This is a genomic window from Cupriavidus sp. 22TCCZM01-5 (assembly GCF_057798915.1).
The window spans coordinates 104,400-120,385 of the sequence record NZ_JBYOJR010000004.1 but is presented as its reverse complement, the minus strand read 5'-3'; the positions used below and the strand labels follow the sequence as shown (position 1 = coordinate 120,385).

At 68.3% G+C, this 15,986-nt stretch carries 10 protein-coding genes; 6 read left to right on the top strand and 4 right to left on the bottom strand.

The genetic code is table 11. From position 1 onward, the window contains the following. Positions 1–127 precede the first annotated feature (127 nt). A complete protein-coding gene (locus tag AC3FNH_RS05560) occupies positions 128–1,393 on the top strand; it encodes a GNAT family N-acetyltransferase (protein ID WP_488719327.1) in 1,266 nt (421 codons plus the stop codon). Between the two features lie 4 nt (positions 1,394–1,397). On the opposite strand, the gene AC3FNH_RS05555 is transcribed toward AC3FNH_RS05560, so the two are convergent. Continuing rightward, positions 1,398–1,943 (bottom strand): cytochrome b, encoded by a 546-nt coding sequence (locus AC3FNH_RS05555; RefSeq protein WP_488719415.1) that lies wholly within the window; start codon positions 1,941–1,943, stop codon positions 1,398–1,400. 198 nt (positions 1,944–2,141) lie between these two features. Further along, positions 2,142–2,669, bottom strand: a complete 528-nt coding sequence (gene ppa, locus AC3FNH_RS05550; protein WP_276099724.1) for an inorganic diphosphatase — start codon at positions 2,667–2,669, stop codon at positions 2,142–2,144. A 193-nt stretch (positions 2,670–2,862) separates the two neighbouring features. On the opposite strand from ppa, the gene AC3FNH_RS05545 reads away from it, so the two are divergent. The 5 genes from AC3FNH_RS05545 (at position 2,863) to AC3FNH_RS05525 (ending at position 7,642) form a co-directional block, all read left to right on the top strand. Continuing rightward, positions 2,863–4,299, top strand: a complete 1,437-nt coding sequence (locus AC3FNH_RS05545; protein WP_276099723.1) for an aldehyde dehydrogenase family protein — start codon at positions 2,863–2,865, stop codon at positions 4,297–4,299. Continuing rightward, positions 4,292–4,534, top strand: a complete 243-nt coding sequence (locus AC3FNH_RS05540; protein ID WP_276099722.1) for a hypothetical protein — start codon at positions 4,292–4,294, stop codon at positions 4,532–4,534. The genes AC3FNH_RS05545 and AC3FNH_RS05540 overlap by 8 nt, the downstream gene beginning before the upstream one ends. 46 nt (positions 4,535–4,580) lie before the next feature. Beyond that, positions 4,581–5,339 carry an SDR family oxidoreductase gene (locus tag AC3FNH_RS05535; RefSeq protein WP_488719326.1) on the top strand — a complete coding sequence of 253 codons (759 nt, stop codon included), beginning with the start codon at positions 4,581–4,583 and terminating at the stop codon, positions 5,337–5,339. An 89-nt stretch (positions 5,340–5,428) separates the two neighbouring features. Further along, positions 5,429–6,739: an MFS transporter gene (locus AC3FNH_RS05530; RefSeq protein WP_276099720.1), complete on the top strand. Its 1,311-nt coding sequence runs from the start codon at positions 5,429–5,431 to the stop codon at positions 6,737–6,739. Positions 6,740–7,141: 402 nt separating this feature from the next. Next, positions 7,142–7,642 carry a hypothetical protein gene (locus AC3FNH_RS05525; protein ID WP_276099719.1) on the top strand — a complete coding sequence of 167 codons (501 nt, stop codon included), beginning with the start codon at positions 7,142–7,144 and terminating at the stop codon, positions 7,640–7,642. 130 nt (positions 7,643–7,772) lie between these two features. On the opposite strand, the gene AC3FNH_RS05520 is transcribed toward AC3FNH_RS05525, so the two are convergent. Both AC3FNH_RS05520 and AC3FNH_RS05515 read right to left on the bottom strand, forming a co-directional pair. After that, complete coding sequence (locus tag AC3FNH_RS05520) at positions 7,773–13,649, bottom strand: Hpt domain-containing protein (RefSeq protein ID WP_488719325.1); 5,877 nt, start codon at positions 13,647–13,649, stop codon at positions 7,773–7,775. Between the two features lie 69 nt (positions 13,650–13,718). Next, complete coding sequence (locus tag AC3FNH_RS05515) at positions 13,719–15,902, bottom strand: methyl-accepting chemotaxis protein (protein ID WP_488719324.1); 2,184 nt, start codon at positions 15,900–15,902, stop codon at positions 13,719–13,721. Positions 15,903–15,986: the final 84 nt, after the last annotated feature.

The window sequence follows — 15,986 nt, the reverse complement described above, 5'->3', positions numbered from 1 at the left end:
GGCGGCCGCACTCGTGACGGCCACGCGCCATTTTACGACGCGGCGCACGCTGTCGCTGAGGCGGGAGCGGCCATCGGTGGTTTCCGGTAGACTCGGCCCGATCGTAGGAGATACGGAACCAGGTGCCATGCAGTCGGAATCTTGCAATCCGGGCAATCCGGGCAATCCGTTCGACAGGCCCGACCCACGGCAAGCGGCGGAACCGCTCGAAGCCGGTGGCGTGCAGGACTACCGGACGGAGATCGTCTCGGACCTTGCGGAAATCGCGGCCGATACCTGGGATGCCCTGGTCGCCAGCGACCCCGACGCCACCCCGTTCCTGCGCCACGCCTTCCTGGATGCGCTGCACGCCAGCGGCAGCGCTTGCCCCGACACCGGCTGGAGCCCGCGCTACCTCACCCTGTGGGCACCCGCCGCCAACGGACGGCCGGAACGGCTCGCCGGCGCCATGCCGCTGTACGCGAAAGCCCATTCCTATGGCGAGTACGTGTTCGACTGGGCCTGGGCCGATGCCTATGCCCGCCACGGCCTGGAGTACTACCCCAAGTGGCTCTCGGCGATCCCGTTCTCGCCCGTGCGCGGCGCAAGGCTGCTGGCCGAAAGCACCGACGCGCGCCGTCTGCTGCTGCAGCTTGCCCTGGCACTGGCCGCGGAAAGCGGCATGTCGTCGCTGCACATCCTGTTCCCCAACGATGCCGAGGCTGACCTGATGGAACAGGCCGGCATGATGATGCGGCATGGCGTGCAGTTCCACTGGACCAATGCGGGCTACGCCGGCTTCGACGATTTCCTTGCCACGCTATCGCAGAAGAAACGCAAGAACATCCGCGCCGAGCGGCGCCGCGTGGCCGAAGCCGGCATCACGTTCCGCCACCTGCGCGGCGCGCAGATCGACGACGACGCCTGGCGCTTCTTCAACCGTTGCTACCGCCAGACCTACCGCGAGCACCACTCCACGCCCTACCTGAACCTGGACTTCTTCCGGCGCATCGGTGCGGCCATGCCTCAGCACCTGCTGCTGGTGATTGCCGAACGCGCGGGAGCGCCGATCGCCAGTTCGCTGCTCGTCTACGACGACACGCCGGGGATCAGCACGCTGTACGGACGCTACTGGGGCGCGCTCGAGTACCACCCGTGCCTGCACTTCGAGACTGCCTACTACCAGCCGCTGGAATTCTGCATCCGCCACGGCATCGGCACCTTCGAAGGCGGCGCGCAGGGCGAGCACAAGATGGCCCGCGGCTTCCTGCCCGTGCCGACGCGCTCGGCGCACTGGCTGGCGCACCCGGCCTTCGCGGACGCGGTGGAGCGCTTCCTCGCACGCGAACGCGAAGGCATCGATGCCTACCTGGACGAACTGAACGAGCGTACGCCGTTCGCCCAGCGGGACTGACGGCTCAGCGCCGCCACATGCGGCGCAAGGTGTTGTCGCCCAGCATGTAGTGGTGGAACAGCGCCGCGATCGCGTGCAGGCCGATCACGAGGTAGAACGCCGTGCCCAGCGTTTCATGGATCTCCTTGACCTGGTTCTTCAGCGCCTCGTCCGGCCCGACCAGCGCCGGAATCTCGAGTCCGAGCGTGGGCAGCGCCATCACATGGCCGCCGGCATTGAGCGCGAGCAGGCCCAGGATCGGCTGGGCCAGGATGAACAGGTACAGCACCCAGTGCATCGCCTCGCCCGCGTGCTGCATCCAGCGCGGGCCCGGCTCGGCCGGCGGCGCGCCGCGCACCAGGCGCCGCAGCAGGCGCGGCACGGCCAGCACCAGGACCAACGCTCCGGCCCACTCATGCGCGGCCATGGCCAGCGAGCGGGCCGGCGTGCCCTTGCCGGCAAAGCCCTTCAGTTCGATGGCCGCATAGGCCACGGCGATCAGCAGGAACACTGTCCAGTGGAAGAAGATGGCCAGGCCATCGTAACGGCGCGCAGTGCCGGGAAACGGCATGGCACCTGACACGCTCTGAAGGCGGTTCACAGGAACTCCTGTAGTGGTAGGGGACACCGATAGCGTAACCCGGCGCGCTCGCGGGTGGCTTGCCGATGGTCATGTTTTACGCAACAAAAAACCCCGCCGTGGCGGGGTTCGTTCAGCAGCCGTTCAGCTTTGCACGAGAACGGCACATAAATTGCCAGGCGACCGCAATTACTTCTTGTAGTTCGCGACGCCGTCGGTGATTTCCTTGTGGGCTTCCTCGATGCCGGCCCAGCCTTCCACCTTGACCCACTTGCCGGCTTCCAGTGCCTTGTAGTTCTCAAAGAAGTGCTTGATCTGGTCGAGCAGGTTCTGCGGCACGTCCGACAGGCCCTTCATGAAGGCGGTGGCCGGCGAAAGCTTGTCCACCGGCACGGCGACCAGCTTCGCATCCACGCCCGACTCGTCCGTCATCTTCAGCATGCCGAGTGCACGGCAGCGCACGACCGCGCCGGCCAGGATCGGGAACGGGCTGAGCACCAGCACATCCACCGGGTCGCCGTCGCCCGACAGCGTCTGCGGAATGAAGCCGTAATTGGCCGGATAGCGCATGCCGGTGCCGATAAAGCGGTCCACGAACAGCAGGCCGGTTTCCTTGTCAGCCTCGTACTTCACCGGATCGCTCTGGGCGGAAATCTCGATGATGACGTTGAAATCGTTGGGAATGTCCTTGCCCGGGGAGACGAGATTGAAACTCATGCGATTCTCCAGATGCCTGCGGTGTGTTTATGGATGGCGGGCATTATAACGGCTCGCCCCTGACCCGAGGCTGACAAAGACCGTGCCTTGCACGCCGCCCGGGCTGCGCGATAATGGCGCATTCTTCAGCCAACGCTGAATTCCGAGCCACGCCTCCGAAACAAGAACCCCGCGGAGCCTCCCGGAGACCCTCATGCACGCCCAGCATTTCGTTGCCAACCGCCTGATCGCGCCCGACAACGGCCTGCGCATCAAAGTGTTCGACCCGTCCAATGGCGAACCGTTTGCCGAGATCGCGCGCGGCAACGCCACCGATATCAACGTTGCCGTGCACGCCGCGCGGCAAGCCGCCGACGGCGCCTGGGGCGCCATGGCGCCGGCCGAGCGCGTTCGGCTGCTCAACCGCGTGGCACTGGCGCTGATCGCCCACGAAGAAGAGCTGGCGGCGCTCGAGGCGCGCGACACCGGCAAGCCGGCGCGCCAGGCCCGCGCCGATGCCCGCGCCGTGGCCCGCTATTTCGAGTTCTATGCCGGTGCCGTCGACAAGCTGCACGGCCAGACCATTCCATACAACCCGGGCTACACGGTGCTCACGCTGCGCGAGCCGCACGGCGTCACCGGCCACATCATCCCGTGGAACTACCCGCTGCAGATCTTCGGCCGCAGCGTCGGCGCGGCGCTGGCAACCGGCAACGCCTGCGTGGTCAAGCCGGCCGAGGACGCCTGCCTGTCGCTGCTGCGCGTGGCCGAGATCGCCGCCGAAGCCGGCCTGCCCGAAGGTGCGCTCAATATCGTCACCGGCTATGGCCATGAGGCCGGCGCCGCGCTGGCCCGCCACCCGGGCATCAATCACATCTCGTTCACCGGCTCGCCGCAGACCGGCAAGCAGGTGGCCCAGCTCGCCGCCGAGAACCACGTGCCGGTCACGCTGGAACTGGGCGGCAAGTCTCCGCAGGTCGTCTTTGCCGATGCCGATGTGGACGCGCTCGTGCCCGTGATCGTCAACGGCATCGTGCAGAACGCCGGCCAGACCTGCTCGGCGGGCAGCCGCGTGCTGGTGGAACGCCAGCTTTACAATGCGCTGCTGGACCGGCTCGCCTCGGTATTCGAGTCGCTGCGTGTCGGCCCCTCCGAACTGGACCTGGAATGCGGCCCTCTGATCAGCCGCAAGCAGCAGCAGCGCGTGTGGGACTTCGTCTCCGACGCACAGCACGCCGGCATCGCGGTCATGGCGCAGGGCCAGATCGTCGCGGATGCGCCGGAGTCCGGCTATTACCAGGTGCCGATGCTGTTCCGCGACGTTCCGCCCGCGCACCGGCTCGCGCAGGAGGAGGTTTTCGGCCCGCTGCTGGCCGCGATGCCGTTCGACACCGAAGCCGAAGCCGTGGCGCTGGCCAACGGTACGCCTTACGGACTGGTGGCGGGATTGTGGACGCGTGACGGCGGCCGGCAGCTTCGCCTCGCGCGCAAGCTGCGCGCCGGCCAGGTCTTTATCAACAACTACGGTGCCGGCGGCGGCGTGGAGCTGCCCTTCGGCGGCACCGGCCAGTCCGGCTACGGCCGCGAGAAGGGCTTCGAGGCCCTCTACGCCTTTACCACCCTGAAAACCATTGCCATTCAACATGGGTAACATCAATTTTCTGTCGATTGCCTTTGCCATCTTCTTTTTCTGGATGGCCTGGCATGTGAAGAACAAACGCGCGACCAATCCGTCCGGCATGCCGCGCCTGCAGGTCTTCAAGCGCAAGTGGGGCGACACCGTGGGCGACCGCGTGCACTGGTGCCTCTATGTGGCGCTGCCGTTCCTGCTGGCCGTGATGATGGTGGCCAACGCCTTGCGCGGGCGCGGGCCATTCGCGCACTGAGCGGCCGGACGCCTCGCACGACATAACAAACCCAAGGAGACAAGCGATGAGACTGGCAGACAAGGTAGCGGTGGTAACCGGCGGCGGGTCCGGCTTTGGCGAAGGCATCGCGCATACGTTCGCGCGCGAAGGCGCCCGTGTCATGGTGGCCGACCTGCGCGAAGACGCCGCCGAGCGCGTGGCCGCCGCGATCCGCGCAGCCGGCGGCCAGGCGCGTGCGGTGCGCGCCGACGTCTCGCGCGAAAGCGACACGCAGGCCATGCGCGATGCCGCGCTGGCCGCCTTCGGCGACGTGCACATCGTCGTCAACAACGCCGGCACCACCCACCGCAACAAGCCGATCCTGGAGATCACCGAGGACGAGTTCGACCGCGTCTATGCGGTCAACGTCAAGAGCATCTTCTGGTCGGCGCGCGCCTTCATCCCGCATTTCCGCCAGCGTGGCGGCGGCGTGTTCGTCAACATCGCATCGACCGCCGGCATCCGGCCGCGCCCGGGCCTGGTCTGGTACAACGGCAGCAAGGGCGCCGTCATCACCGCGAGCAAGGCCATGGCGGCGGAGCTCGGTCAGGACAATATCCGCGTCAACTGCGTGAATCCCGTGATCGGGGCCACCGGCCTGCTCGAAGAGTTCATGGGCATGCCCGACACGCCCGAGAACCGCGCGAAGTTCCTCGCCACCATCCCGATGGGACGCATGTCGACCCCGCCCGATGTCGCCAATGCCTGCCTGTACCTGGCCAGCGACGAAGCCGCGTTCATCACGGGCACCTGCATCGAAGTGGACGGCGGCCGCTGCGTATAGTCGCGCCCTCCGTTCCCGCAATAGCCGTAGCTGCAACACCGAAGCGTCATAGAAGCGTCAGAGAAGCGCAAACATCCCGAGGAGACAGCATGACAACGACTGCAGTGAACCCCGGCGTCGGCGACGCCGAGTTTGAAGACGCCACTTACCGCAAGGTGAGCTGGCGCCTGGTGCCTTTCCTGCTGCTGTGCTACGTAGTGGCCTACCTGGACCGCGTCAACGTGGGCTTTGCCAAGCTGCAGATGCTCAGCGACCTGAAATTCAGCGAGACCATCTACGGCCTCGGCGCGGGCATCTTCTTCATCGGCTACTTCCTGTTCGAAGTGCCGAGCAACGTGATCCTGCACAAGGTCGGCGCACGCATCTGGATCGCCCGCATCATGATCACGTGGGGCGCCATTTCCGCGGCGATGATGTTCGTCACCACGCCGACCATGTTCTACGTGCTGCGCTTCCTGCTCGGCATCGCGGAGGCCGGCTTCTTCCCCGGCATCATCCTGTACCTGACCTACTGGTACCCGGCCAACCGGCGCGGACGCACCACCACGTTCTTCATGACCGCCATCGCGCTGTCGGGCGTCATCGGCGGCCCGCTGTCGGGCTGGGCGATGCAGGCCTTCGACGGCCACAACGGCTGGTCCGGCTGGCAGTGGATGTTCCTGCTTGAAGGCATCCCGTCGATCCTGGTCGGCCTGATGGTGCTGGCCTACCTCGACGACCGCATCGCGCACGCCAGGTGGCTCACCGCCGAAGAGAAGGCGCTGCTCGAGCGCAATATCGCCAGCGAGGACGCGCACAAGGAAGACCCGCCCATCCGCACCGTGTTTTCAAGCCCGCGCGTATGGTTGATGAGCGCGATCTACTTCTGCTTCGTGATGGGCCTGTATGGCGTGAGCTTCTGGCTGCCGACCATCATCAAGCAGACCGGCGTCAAGGGCGCGCTCGACATCGGCCTGCTGACTGCGATTCCGTATGGCTGCGCCGTGATCGGCATGGTGCTGGTCGCGTTCAGCGCGGACCGTTCGGGCGAGCGCCGCTGGCACATTGCGATCCCGGCCGCGCTCGGCGCACTGGGCCTGGTGCTCTCGGTGCAATGGCATGACAGCACTGCGCTGGCCATGGTGGCGCTCACGCTGGCCACCATCGGCATCCTGACCACGCTGCCGCTGTTCTGGAGCCTGCCCACGGCCTTCCTGGCCGGCACCGGCGCGGCTGCCGGCATCGCGCTGATCAACTCGCTCGGCAACCTCGCTGGCTTCCTGAGCCCGTATGCGGTCGGCTGGCTCAAGGACCTGACCCACAGCACCGATTCCGGCATGTACCTGCTCGCCGCCTGCCTGGTGGTGGGTGCTGCACTGACGTTGTCGGTCCCGGCCAGGCTGGTCAGCCGCAAGACGTAATCCTTCCGTCCTTCGCACGCCCCGGACTGCCGCGGCGTGCACATCCCGGGTGGCCCGCGCGCCACCCGCCTCCCGCAAGGCGCCCTCCTCCGACAAGCATGTAGGAGCCTGACCGGCAGTGCGCCCAGGCATTGCTCCCTTAGCATGGAAGCGACATCCGCCTGGCCCGTAAGGGGCGCTGGCGGCACTGTCCTTCCCTCTTTCGTCAAGGAGGCCAAGATGCGGCAACTATCTTTGCAAAGCTCGCGCCCCATCCACCTGCAAGACACGCGAGGACGGCGCGCAAGGGCACTGCGACTGGCCCTTTTCACGGGCGCATGCGCAGTGGCAATGCTTGCGTTCGTGCCTGCTGCGGGACAAGCCCAGACTTACACGGCCCCGGCGGATGCCGCGGCCGCGCCCATGACACCCACTCCGCCGGCGCCTGGCACGCCGCCGCTGCCGCCCACCACGGCGGCACCGCCGGCTGCGGCGCCTGCGCCGACACCGGCGCCGATTAACACGGCTCCGGCAGCACCGTCGCCCCCGCTGGCGGCGCCCTCCCCGCCGCTGGCCGTACCTCCGCCACCGCCACCGCGCGATGCGATGGTGCAGCGCAAGTCCGGGTCGGTGACCTACATCTGCGGCGGCGTTGCTACGGATGAACAGCGCGCACTGTCCGCGCAGTCCGGCGACTACAACATGGGGCTGCTCTTCACCCAGGGCCCGCGCGGCGAATACCTGTCCGACGTCAACGTGACGCTGACGCGCAATGGTCGCGAAGTCGCGAACTTCGTGGCGGACGGCCCGAAGTGCCTGCTGCGCGCACCGGCAGGCAGCTACAACGTGCGGGCCACGTATGAGGGCCGGACCAAGACGCAGGTGGTCAGCACGGGTACGCACAATGCGCAGATGCGCTGGTAACTGACCACGTGGCCGCGCGTGATCGCGCGTGATCGCGCGTCACCACGCCAGTTCGCTCAACGATGTTCGGAAAGAAGGTGGGCCGCCCCATGGCGGCCCACTCTGCTTTCCCGGTCCTTCGCAAACCGCGTCAGGGCGCCGGTTGATCCCCGAGCATCTGCGCGACGGAACCCGCCGCCCGGGCGGCCCGTGCGCCAATCAGCCGCTGCAACGTGCCGAGCAGTTCGTCCTCGTTGTAGGGCTTGCCGAGGTACACGTCCACGCCGATCTCCTGCGCGTAACGGCGATGCTTCTCCGCCGTGCGCGACGTGATCATCACCAGTGGCATGTGGGTCGTGCGGCTGTCGGAACGTACGTTCCGGGTCAGGTCGAAGCCGTCCATGTGCGGCATCTCGATGTCGACCAGCATGGCGTCCGGCATCACATCCTGGAGCTGCTTGAGCGCATCGACGCCGTCGCGGGCGAGCAGTACCTCGTAGCCGGCGCGCGTCAGCAGGCGGTGGGCGGCCTTGCGTACGGTCAGCGAATCGTCCACCACCATCACCGTCGGCTGCACCACCAGGCCCGGAACCGGCGTCGCGGCGCCATCGCCAGCCAGCTCCGCGACCGCGCCAAGCGGCTGCGTTGCCGACGGCTGCACGGCGGCGGGCGCCACTTCACCGCGCACGCGCTCGAAACGCTGGGCCAGCACCACCGGGTTGTAGATCAGCACGATCTCGCCGTCGCCCATCGTCGTGGCACCGGCAATGCCTTCCAGGCGCGCCAGGTGCGGACCGATGTGCTTGACCACCACTTCGCGGTTGCCCACCACTTCGTCCACGTGCACGGCGACGCGCTCGGTACCGCTGCGCACGATGACGACCGGCGAATACTTGCGCCCGGACGGACTGGCCGCGCTTTCCTCGAGCAAGGCGCCGAAGTAATGGAACGGCACCTCGCCGCCGGCGACGGTGAGATGCCCCTGATTGTAGGCATCGAGCAGGGCCTGCGTACGCAACTGCTGAACCTGGTCGATCATGCCGCTCGGCATGGCATACATGCGGCCGCCCAGCACCACCACCAGCACCTGCGTGATCGCCGTGGTCAGCGGCAGGTGCACCGTGAATGTCGTGCCGCGACCAGCTGTCGTCGACAGCGTGATGCGGCCGCCCAGCGCCACGGTCTCCGCGCGGACCACGTCCATGCCGACGCCGCGGCCGGCGAGTTCCGAAACGGCGTCGGCGGTCGAGAAACCGGGCGTAAAGATCATCTCGGTCAGCCGCGCGTCGCTGGCTTCATCATCATGCGCCAACAGGTCGCGCTCCACGGCGCGCGCGCGGATCCGCCCAAGATCAAGGCCCGCTCCGTCATCGACGAAATGCAACACGACTTCGTTGCCTTCCTGCTGCACTTCCAGCGTCAGCGAACCGGCCGCCGACTTCCCTGCGGCGCGGCGAGTCTCAGCGGTCTCGATGCCATGCACGACGGCATTGCGGATCAGGTGCTCGATCGGGCCGGCCATGCGGTCCAGCACGGACCGGTCGACTTCCACCGTACCGCCCTGGATCAGCAGCCGGACCTCCTTGCCGGTCTCCGCGGCGGCCTGGCGCGCGACGCGGTAGAGGCGCTCGGCCAGCGCGTCGAACTGCACCATGCGCGCCTGCATCAGCCCGCGCTGCAGGCCGCGCGTGAGCCGCGCCTGCGCGGCCAGGTCGCCCGCGGTACGGTCAAAGCCGCGGTGCAGGTTCTGCTCCACGGTGGCCACGTCGTTGACCGACTCGGCCATCATCCGCGTCAGTTCCTGGAAGCGCGTGAAACGGTCGAATTCCAGCGGATCGAATTCCTGCCGGTGCTGGGCGTCGGCGATGCGCGAAGCCATCTGCGATTCGGCCTGGATCTCGATCTCGCGCAACTGGCCGCGCAGACGCGCCACGTTGTCGTTCAGTTCGCCCAGGTAGGCGCGCATGGCATCGAGTTCGCTTTCCAGCCGCGCACGCGTGGCGCCGACTTCGCCAGCCTCGTTGATCAGCGTATCGAGCGCACGGGCCTGCACGCGCACCAGCGCGCGCTGGCGCTCGGCTGCATCCGACACCTGCGCTAGCTCGCCACTGGAGGCCTTGGTGACGGGCATCGGCAACGCAGGGCCAGCGCTCTCCGGCTTAGTGACTTCGGCGCTGGCCATCACCGGCGGCGCGGGCGGTTCCGGCGCGGCCAGCCCGTTGATGACATCAGGATCGTCCGGCACGAGCAGGCGGCCAGCCTGCAGCGCCTCCACGTGCATCAGGATCCGGTCGTACCACGCGTACAGGCGGGCAAACAACTGCGGGCCGACACGCTGCGCGCGCAGGCTGGCGTCGAGCAGCGTTTCCATCTCGTGCGCGGCCTGGCCCAGCGCCATGGCGCCCGCCATGCGCGCACTGCCCTTGAGCGTATGCAGCGCGCGCAGCACCAGGCCACCTTGCCGTGTGTCTTCGGGTGCCGCTTCCCACGTGCGCACGAGCCGGCCGAGTTCGGGCAGGCTGCTATGCGCCTCTTCCAGGAAGATCTCGACGAGGGTCGCGTCCAGCTCGGCGGCATCGGCCTGCACGACTGCCGGCGGCAGCGCACGCGCCGGCGCCGGCAACGGGATCACCACCGCGTCATGCGTCACAGTTGCCGGCGCCGGCACTGCCGGGCGCGAGGACTCCGGCGCGGCGGGCGGTTCCGCTTCCACGTGCGGCTCGGGTACGGACGGTTGCAGCTGGCCGAACAGGCTGGCCACGGAATCATCCGGGCCGGCGGGCACCTCGGGTGCCGGCACCAGGACACGCGGGCGCAGCATGGCACGCTCGCCGAACTCGGTCAGGCTGCGGTGCAGGCTGGCATCCGCCTCGGGCCAGACGCCCGCGGCGAACTGGTGGAGCATGCCACGCAGCCGTTCGACCGCCTGCTCCAGCAGGCGGAAGTCGCCGGGATGCATGGCAACGGGGTGCGAGCCGAGCTGCAGCAGCAATTGCTCGAGCGCCTCGGCAATCTCGCGCACCGGCTCCAGCCCGACCGTCGACGCGCTGCCCTGCAGCGTATGCGCAACGCGCAGCGCCAGCTCGCTCGGGCACGGGTGGTTCTCATGGCGCCACTCGGAAATGTCGGTGGCGAACTGGCGCAGGAGGTCGTCGGCTTCCTGCAGGTAGACGTTGTAGAGCGGCAGGCCAATGCGGATCGGGCCAATCACCTTGAAGTTGTCATCCTCGGTGGACAACGCCCCCGACAGGCGGAAGGGAATCACGTTGCCCTCGCCCCCGTCGGCGGTATCCGCAGGCGCATCCGTCCCGGCCTCCGGACTCGCTGCCGAAGCATCCACAGCCAGGATGTCAGGTAGCAGCGCATCCTCGATGACAGCCGGGTGGGGCTCCGCTGCGGCGGAACCTGCGGGCGCTTCCGGCTGCGGATCGCGGACGGCCTCGGCCGCGGCCACCAGCGGCGCGATGTCATGCGCCGCGCCGGCATCGCGATGCAGCAGCGCCACCCACGCGGACAGCTCCGCATGCGCGCGCCGCAGCAGGTTGAGCAGAGCCGGCACCGGCTCGCGCGCCTCCGCGATCCACAGGTTCATCACCTGCTCCACGGCCCAGGCGGCCTCGCCGTAGCGGTGCAGGCCGACCATGCGGCTGGAGCCCTTGAGCGTATGGAACGCGCGCCGGATGCGGCTTAGCGTATCGGCATCGCCAAGCGCTTTCAGACCCGAACCCAGATCGGCCGCGATGCCGCCGAGAACTTCGTCGGCCTCGTGCAGGAAGATCCCGAACAGCTCGGCGTCCAGGGCCGCGCCGTCGTCCGGCGCCTGCGCCTGTGCGGTCGCCTGCGAGGCAACCGGCATCGGCTCGGCCAGTGCCGCCACCAGCCGGTCGCCGGTGTCACTGCCTGCAAGCCACGCGTTGAGTTGCGTGGTCGCCTCCGTGGCCTGGCGTCGCAGCGCGGCATTGTCGTCGATGGCAGCCTGGTCAGCCAGCGTCTGCAGCGCTGCGCGCAGTCGCTGAATCGTCGGCGTGTCGGCCGTGGCACCGGTGCGGAGCGCTTCGCTGGCAGCGGCACGTGCCACCGACAGCGGATCGCTGCTGACAGCACCTGCCTGACGCGGCGCCAGCCCCTCGTCAGGATCCTCGTCCTGCGTTTCATGAGGGGTGCGGCCCAGCTCCAGCGCATCGATGAACGCATGCACGGTGCCCAGCGTCTCGGCAATGGCAGCCAGGGACTCGCCACGCAAGGCTTCATCGGCGACGGTGCCCAGCATGCCGGCTTGGCGCACGGCCTCCTGCACGGCTTCGCCGGCCCGCTGCGCCTCATCGCCCAGCGCTGCCGGCAGGATGTCGGTGTGCTGCAGCGCGTCCAGCGTGCTTCGCAAGGCCTCGAAGGCCTGCACGGCCTCCGCCAGGCTGTTCCCGGCATCGGGCCGGGCGGCATTGCGGTCATAGGTATCAAGCCACGATTCACCGCCGTCAAGCTGGGCGCGCAACTGCGCGATTGCCTGCACGCGCGCCGCCTGGGCGCGGGCTTCGTCGGCCATGCGCGCGAGCCATGCCGGCGCCGCGGCGGCCGGGTCGGCCAGGCATTGCGCCAGCTCCTCGCAGCGTGCGGCAAAGACCGCTGCCGCGGGGTTCGGGCTCATGCCGTGCACGCGCCAGGGCAAGGCCAGCGCGCGCGACAGGAACACGGCAATGCCGGTGGCGCCCAGCGCCTCGCCGCGCCCAGGTTCGCCCGCCGGCCTGAGCGCGGCCTGCGACAGGCATAGCTGCAAGGCCGGCTGCGCAAGCGGCTGCGCGGCCTCGGCCAGCGCCGCCAGCGCGATTTCCCAGGCGGCGGGATCGCCTTCGGCGGCACGCTCCAACCCTGCGGCAGCCTGCTGCAGGTTACGGGTATCGATAGGATCGAGCCAGCCGTAGTAGCGCAGGCGGTGGTCGGCACCGGGCGTGGCGTGCGCGCGGTCGAGGCGGAACGCCTGCACGGTACGCGCGATGTCGGCGCGCAACGTCATCACCGCACTCTCGTCGGCATCGTGCAGAGGAGACTCCGCCTGCTCCGCCAAGGTGCAGACCAGCAGGAAGATGGCGTCGTTGAGCAGGGCCTGCGGCACGCGCACCTGCCCCTGCTGGTATTGACGCAGCAGCAGGTGGGCCCGGCCGGCAAAGCGCTTCGCCAGCAGGTCTGACGGCAGCAAACCGTGGGCCAGGGCACGGAACGCCAGCGACAGCACATGCCAGATTCCGCGGTCCGGGTGGTCGGTGGCGCGGCGTGCCTCCTGCTCGCTGGCCCGTACTTCGTCCAGCGCCTCCTGCAGCGGCAGGTACGCCTCGCGCAGCCGCTGGGACTCGTTGCACTGCACCGGCAGGCGCAGCGCCTTGAGCAGTGCCGCTTCGTAGCGCTGCCGCGCGCGCGTGACGACCGATGCGTTGCGCGTGGGCAGCAGGATGCCGGGCAGCATCTGCAGCTCGTCGAGCCACAGGTCGGCCGGATGCACGCGCTCGTCGCCGAGCAGCGCCAGGATCTCCGCATATGGGCGGAACAGCCGCAGCGGGTCCTGTTCATCGCCCGCCATCAGGTCGTCGACGTACTCGGCAAGCGCCAGCACCCCGGCACGGAACAACGCAAGCGTGCCGGCATCGGCGGCCACGCCGCCGCCGTCAAGACTTTCGATCAGGCGCCGCAAGGCCTGGCAGTACGGATCGACCCCGCGCAGGCCCACGATATGCACCGCGCCGGCGGCCTGGTGCAATTGTTGCCCGGCCAGGCGCAGCGATGTGGTATCGCGCGCGCCGAGCGCCTCGGGCGCCTGCTGGACTTCTTCGACGTAGTGGGACAGCTCGGTCGCGGCGTCATCCAGCGCGGCGCGCAGGCTCGGTGCCACCCATGCCAGCACCGACAGGTCGCGCGAGGCGGGGGCGGCTGGTTCCGCCACATCCGGCAGCGCCGCAGACTGGGTCGGGTCCTCCGGCAACAGCACCTGTTGCTGCGGCTCGGCGGGATCACGCGAAAAGGGAGAATTCAAAGACATCACGGCTTCCATTGCGGCCTTTGCGCGCGGGTCGGGGCAGTCCGGACGCCACGGCGGGCGTCATCCTGGTCAGGCAATCTTGAATCGCGATACGGAATTGCGCAGTTCTTCGGTCAGCTGCGTCAGCTCGCGCACCGAGCTCGCGGTCTGGCGGGTACCGGCGGTGGTCTGCTCGGTGGCCTGCAGAATGCGTTCGATGTGACGGGCGACGCCGCCGGCCAGGTCGGCCTCGTGCGAGGTGGAACGGGAAATCTGCTCGATCAGCTCGGCAAGCTGGCGCGACACGCGGCCGATCTCCTGCAGAGCGGTACCTGCATTGTCAGATAGTCGCGCACCTTCCACCACGCCCTGCGTGCTGCGCTCCATGGCGTGCACGGCATCCTGGGTATCGGTCTGGATGGTGCGGATCAGCGCGCCGATCTGCTTGGTGGCCTCGCCGGAGCGTTCGGCCAGGCGCTGCACTTCTTCGGCCACCACCGTGAAGCCGCGACCGGCTTCGCCGGCGGACGCCGCCTGGATGGCGGCATTCAGTGCCAGCACGTTGGTCTGCTCGGTAATGTCCGAGATCAGCTCGACGATTTCACCGATCTCCTGCGACGACTCGCCCAGGCGCTTGATACGCTTGGATGTTTCCTGGATCTGCTCGCGGATGTCGTTCATGCCCGCGATGGCGTTCTGCACGGCCTGCTGCCCCTGCTCCGCGGCGGTCAGCGAGGCGCGCGCCACGTTGGCCGATTCGGCCGCGCCGCGCGAAACCTGCGTGATGCGGTCGGCCATGTCCACAACCGACTCGCCGGTCTGGCGGATCTGGCGCGACTGCTCTTCGGTCGTGGCCGCGAGCTGGTTCGAGGTCGCCTGCACCTGGCCCGAGGCCAGTGTCACCTCCCCTGCCGTCTGCTGCACGCGGCCCACCAGTTCGCGCAGTTCTTCCACCGTGTAGTTCACCGAGTCGGCAATGGCGCCGGTGATGTCCTCGGTCACGGTCGCCTGGCGCGTGAGGTCGCCGTCGGCGATGTCCTGCAGCTCGTTCATTAGCTGCAGAATCGCCTTCTGCGTGGTGTCGTTGTTGCGCTTTTCCTCCAGCCTGCGTGTTTCGGCTTCACGCTCGCGCGCCTCGGCTTCGAGCGCACGCAGGCGTGAGTCGCGCAGGTACAGCGCGGCCAGGCCCGCCAGGCACAGCAGCGTCATCAGCGCCGAGACCACCGTCGCCCCGAGCGTCACAGGGCGGTAACGCGCTGCCTCGGCGTAAGCCTTCTGCAGCGCGGACAATTCGCCGCGCAGGGCTTCGTTGTCGTTGAAGATCTGCTGCTGCGCGCGCTTGGCGGCAATCAGGCCGGGCAGGTTCTGCAGGATCGTCTGGGTGGTCTTCTGCACCGCGTCGAAGCGTTGCGAAAGCTGCTGCAGGTAGGAGCGCGTCTCGGCATCGCTGGCGGCGTTGAGCCGCAGCGCCTCACTGCCGTTGAGCAGGCCGTCGAGCGTCTCGCGGAACGTGTTGGTGTCCTTGCCGAGCAGGAACGCGGTCTCGGGGTTCACGCCTTCGCCTGACAGGAACTCGTTCAGGTTCTTGCCCAGGCGCTGCGTCAGCATCACGAGCTGGGCCGAAGCGGCCACCTCGCGCGAGTTGGAACCGGACTGCAGCTTGAGCGCGGCGACCTGTTCCGCGGCTTCAAGCAGTTCAGGGTTCGAGGCGTTGAAGACCTGCAGCGTCTGGCCGATCGTGGTCAGCACCGGCTGCTGCGCGAGCACGTCGGCGGCGCTCTTCTCGCTGCGCTTCCACGAGCTGATCGCGGTTTCCAGCAGCGGCTGCGCCGCGCCCGTGGTCGCGCGCACCTGCTTGGCGTCGCTGCCTGCCAGCAGCGCCTGCAAGTCTTCCGCCAGGGCCTCCTTGGACTGGCGCAGCTGCGTGAACGCCTGCACGTTGCCCAGCAGCGCCACCGGCGCGGCCTTGCCCAGGCGCTGCGAGTGCATCAGCATGTCGCCGGAGACCTCGATCTGCGCGGCGGCGTTGTTGGCGATGCGGTTGTCCATGTACACCGAGCCAAGCAGCGCAACCAGCGACACCACCACGCCGATGGTGAGCGCGCGCTGCTGCGAAGAGAACGGCATGCGTTCCAGCCATGCCGCCACGGCATCGACAGGGGTGCGGCCCAACCCGTTGCCACGCGTGCCCGCGCCGGCGCGGTCCTCCACCAGGCCAGCAGCCGCGTTGGCCGCCGGCGTCCGGCGTCCCAGGCTGATTTTCTTGAACCCCATAGCACCCTCTATCCGTTGAATCGTTGTCTGGGGCGGCCTCGACCCGGGCCACCGCGTTATTTGTTCTGTCGCCTGCGGGCGCCG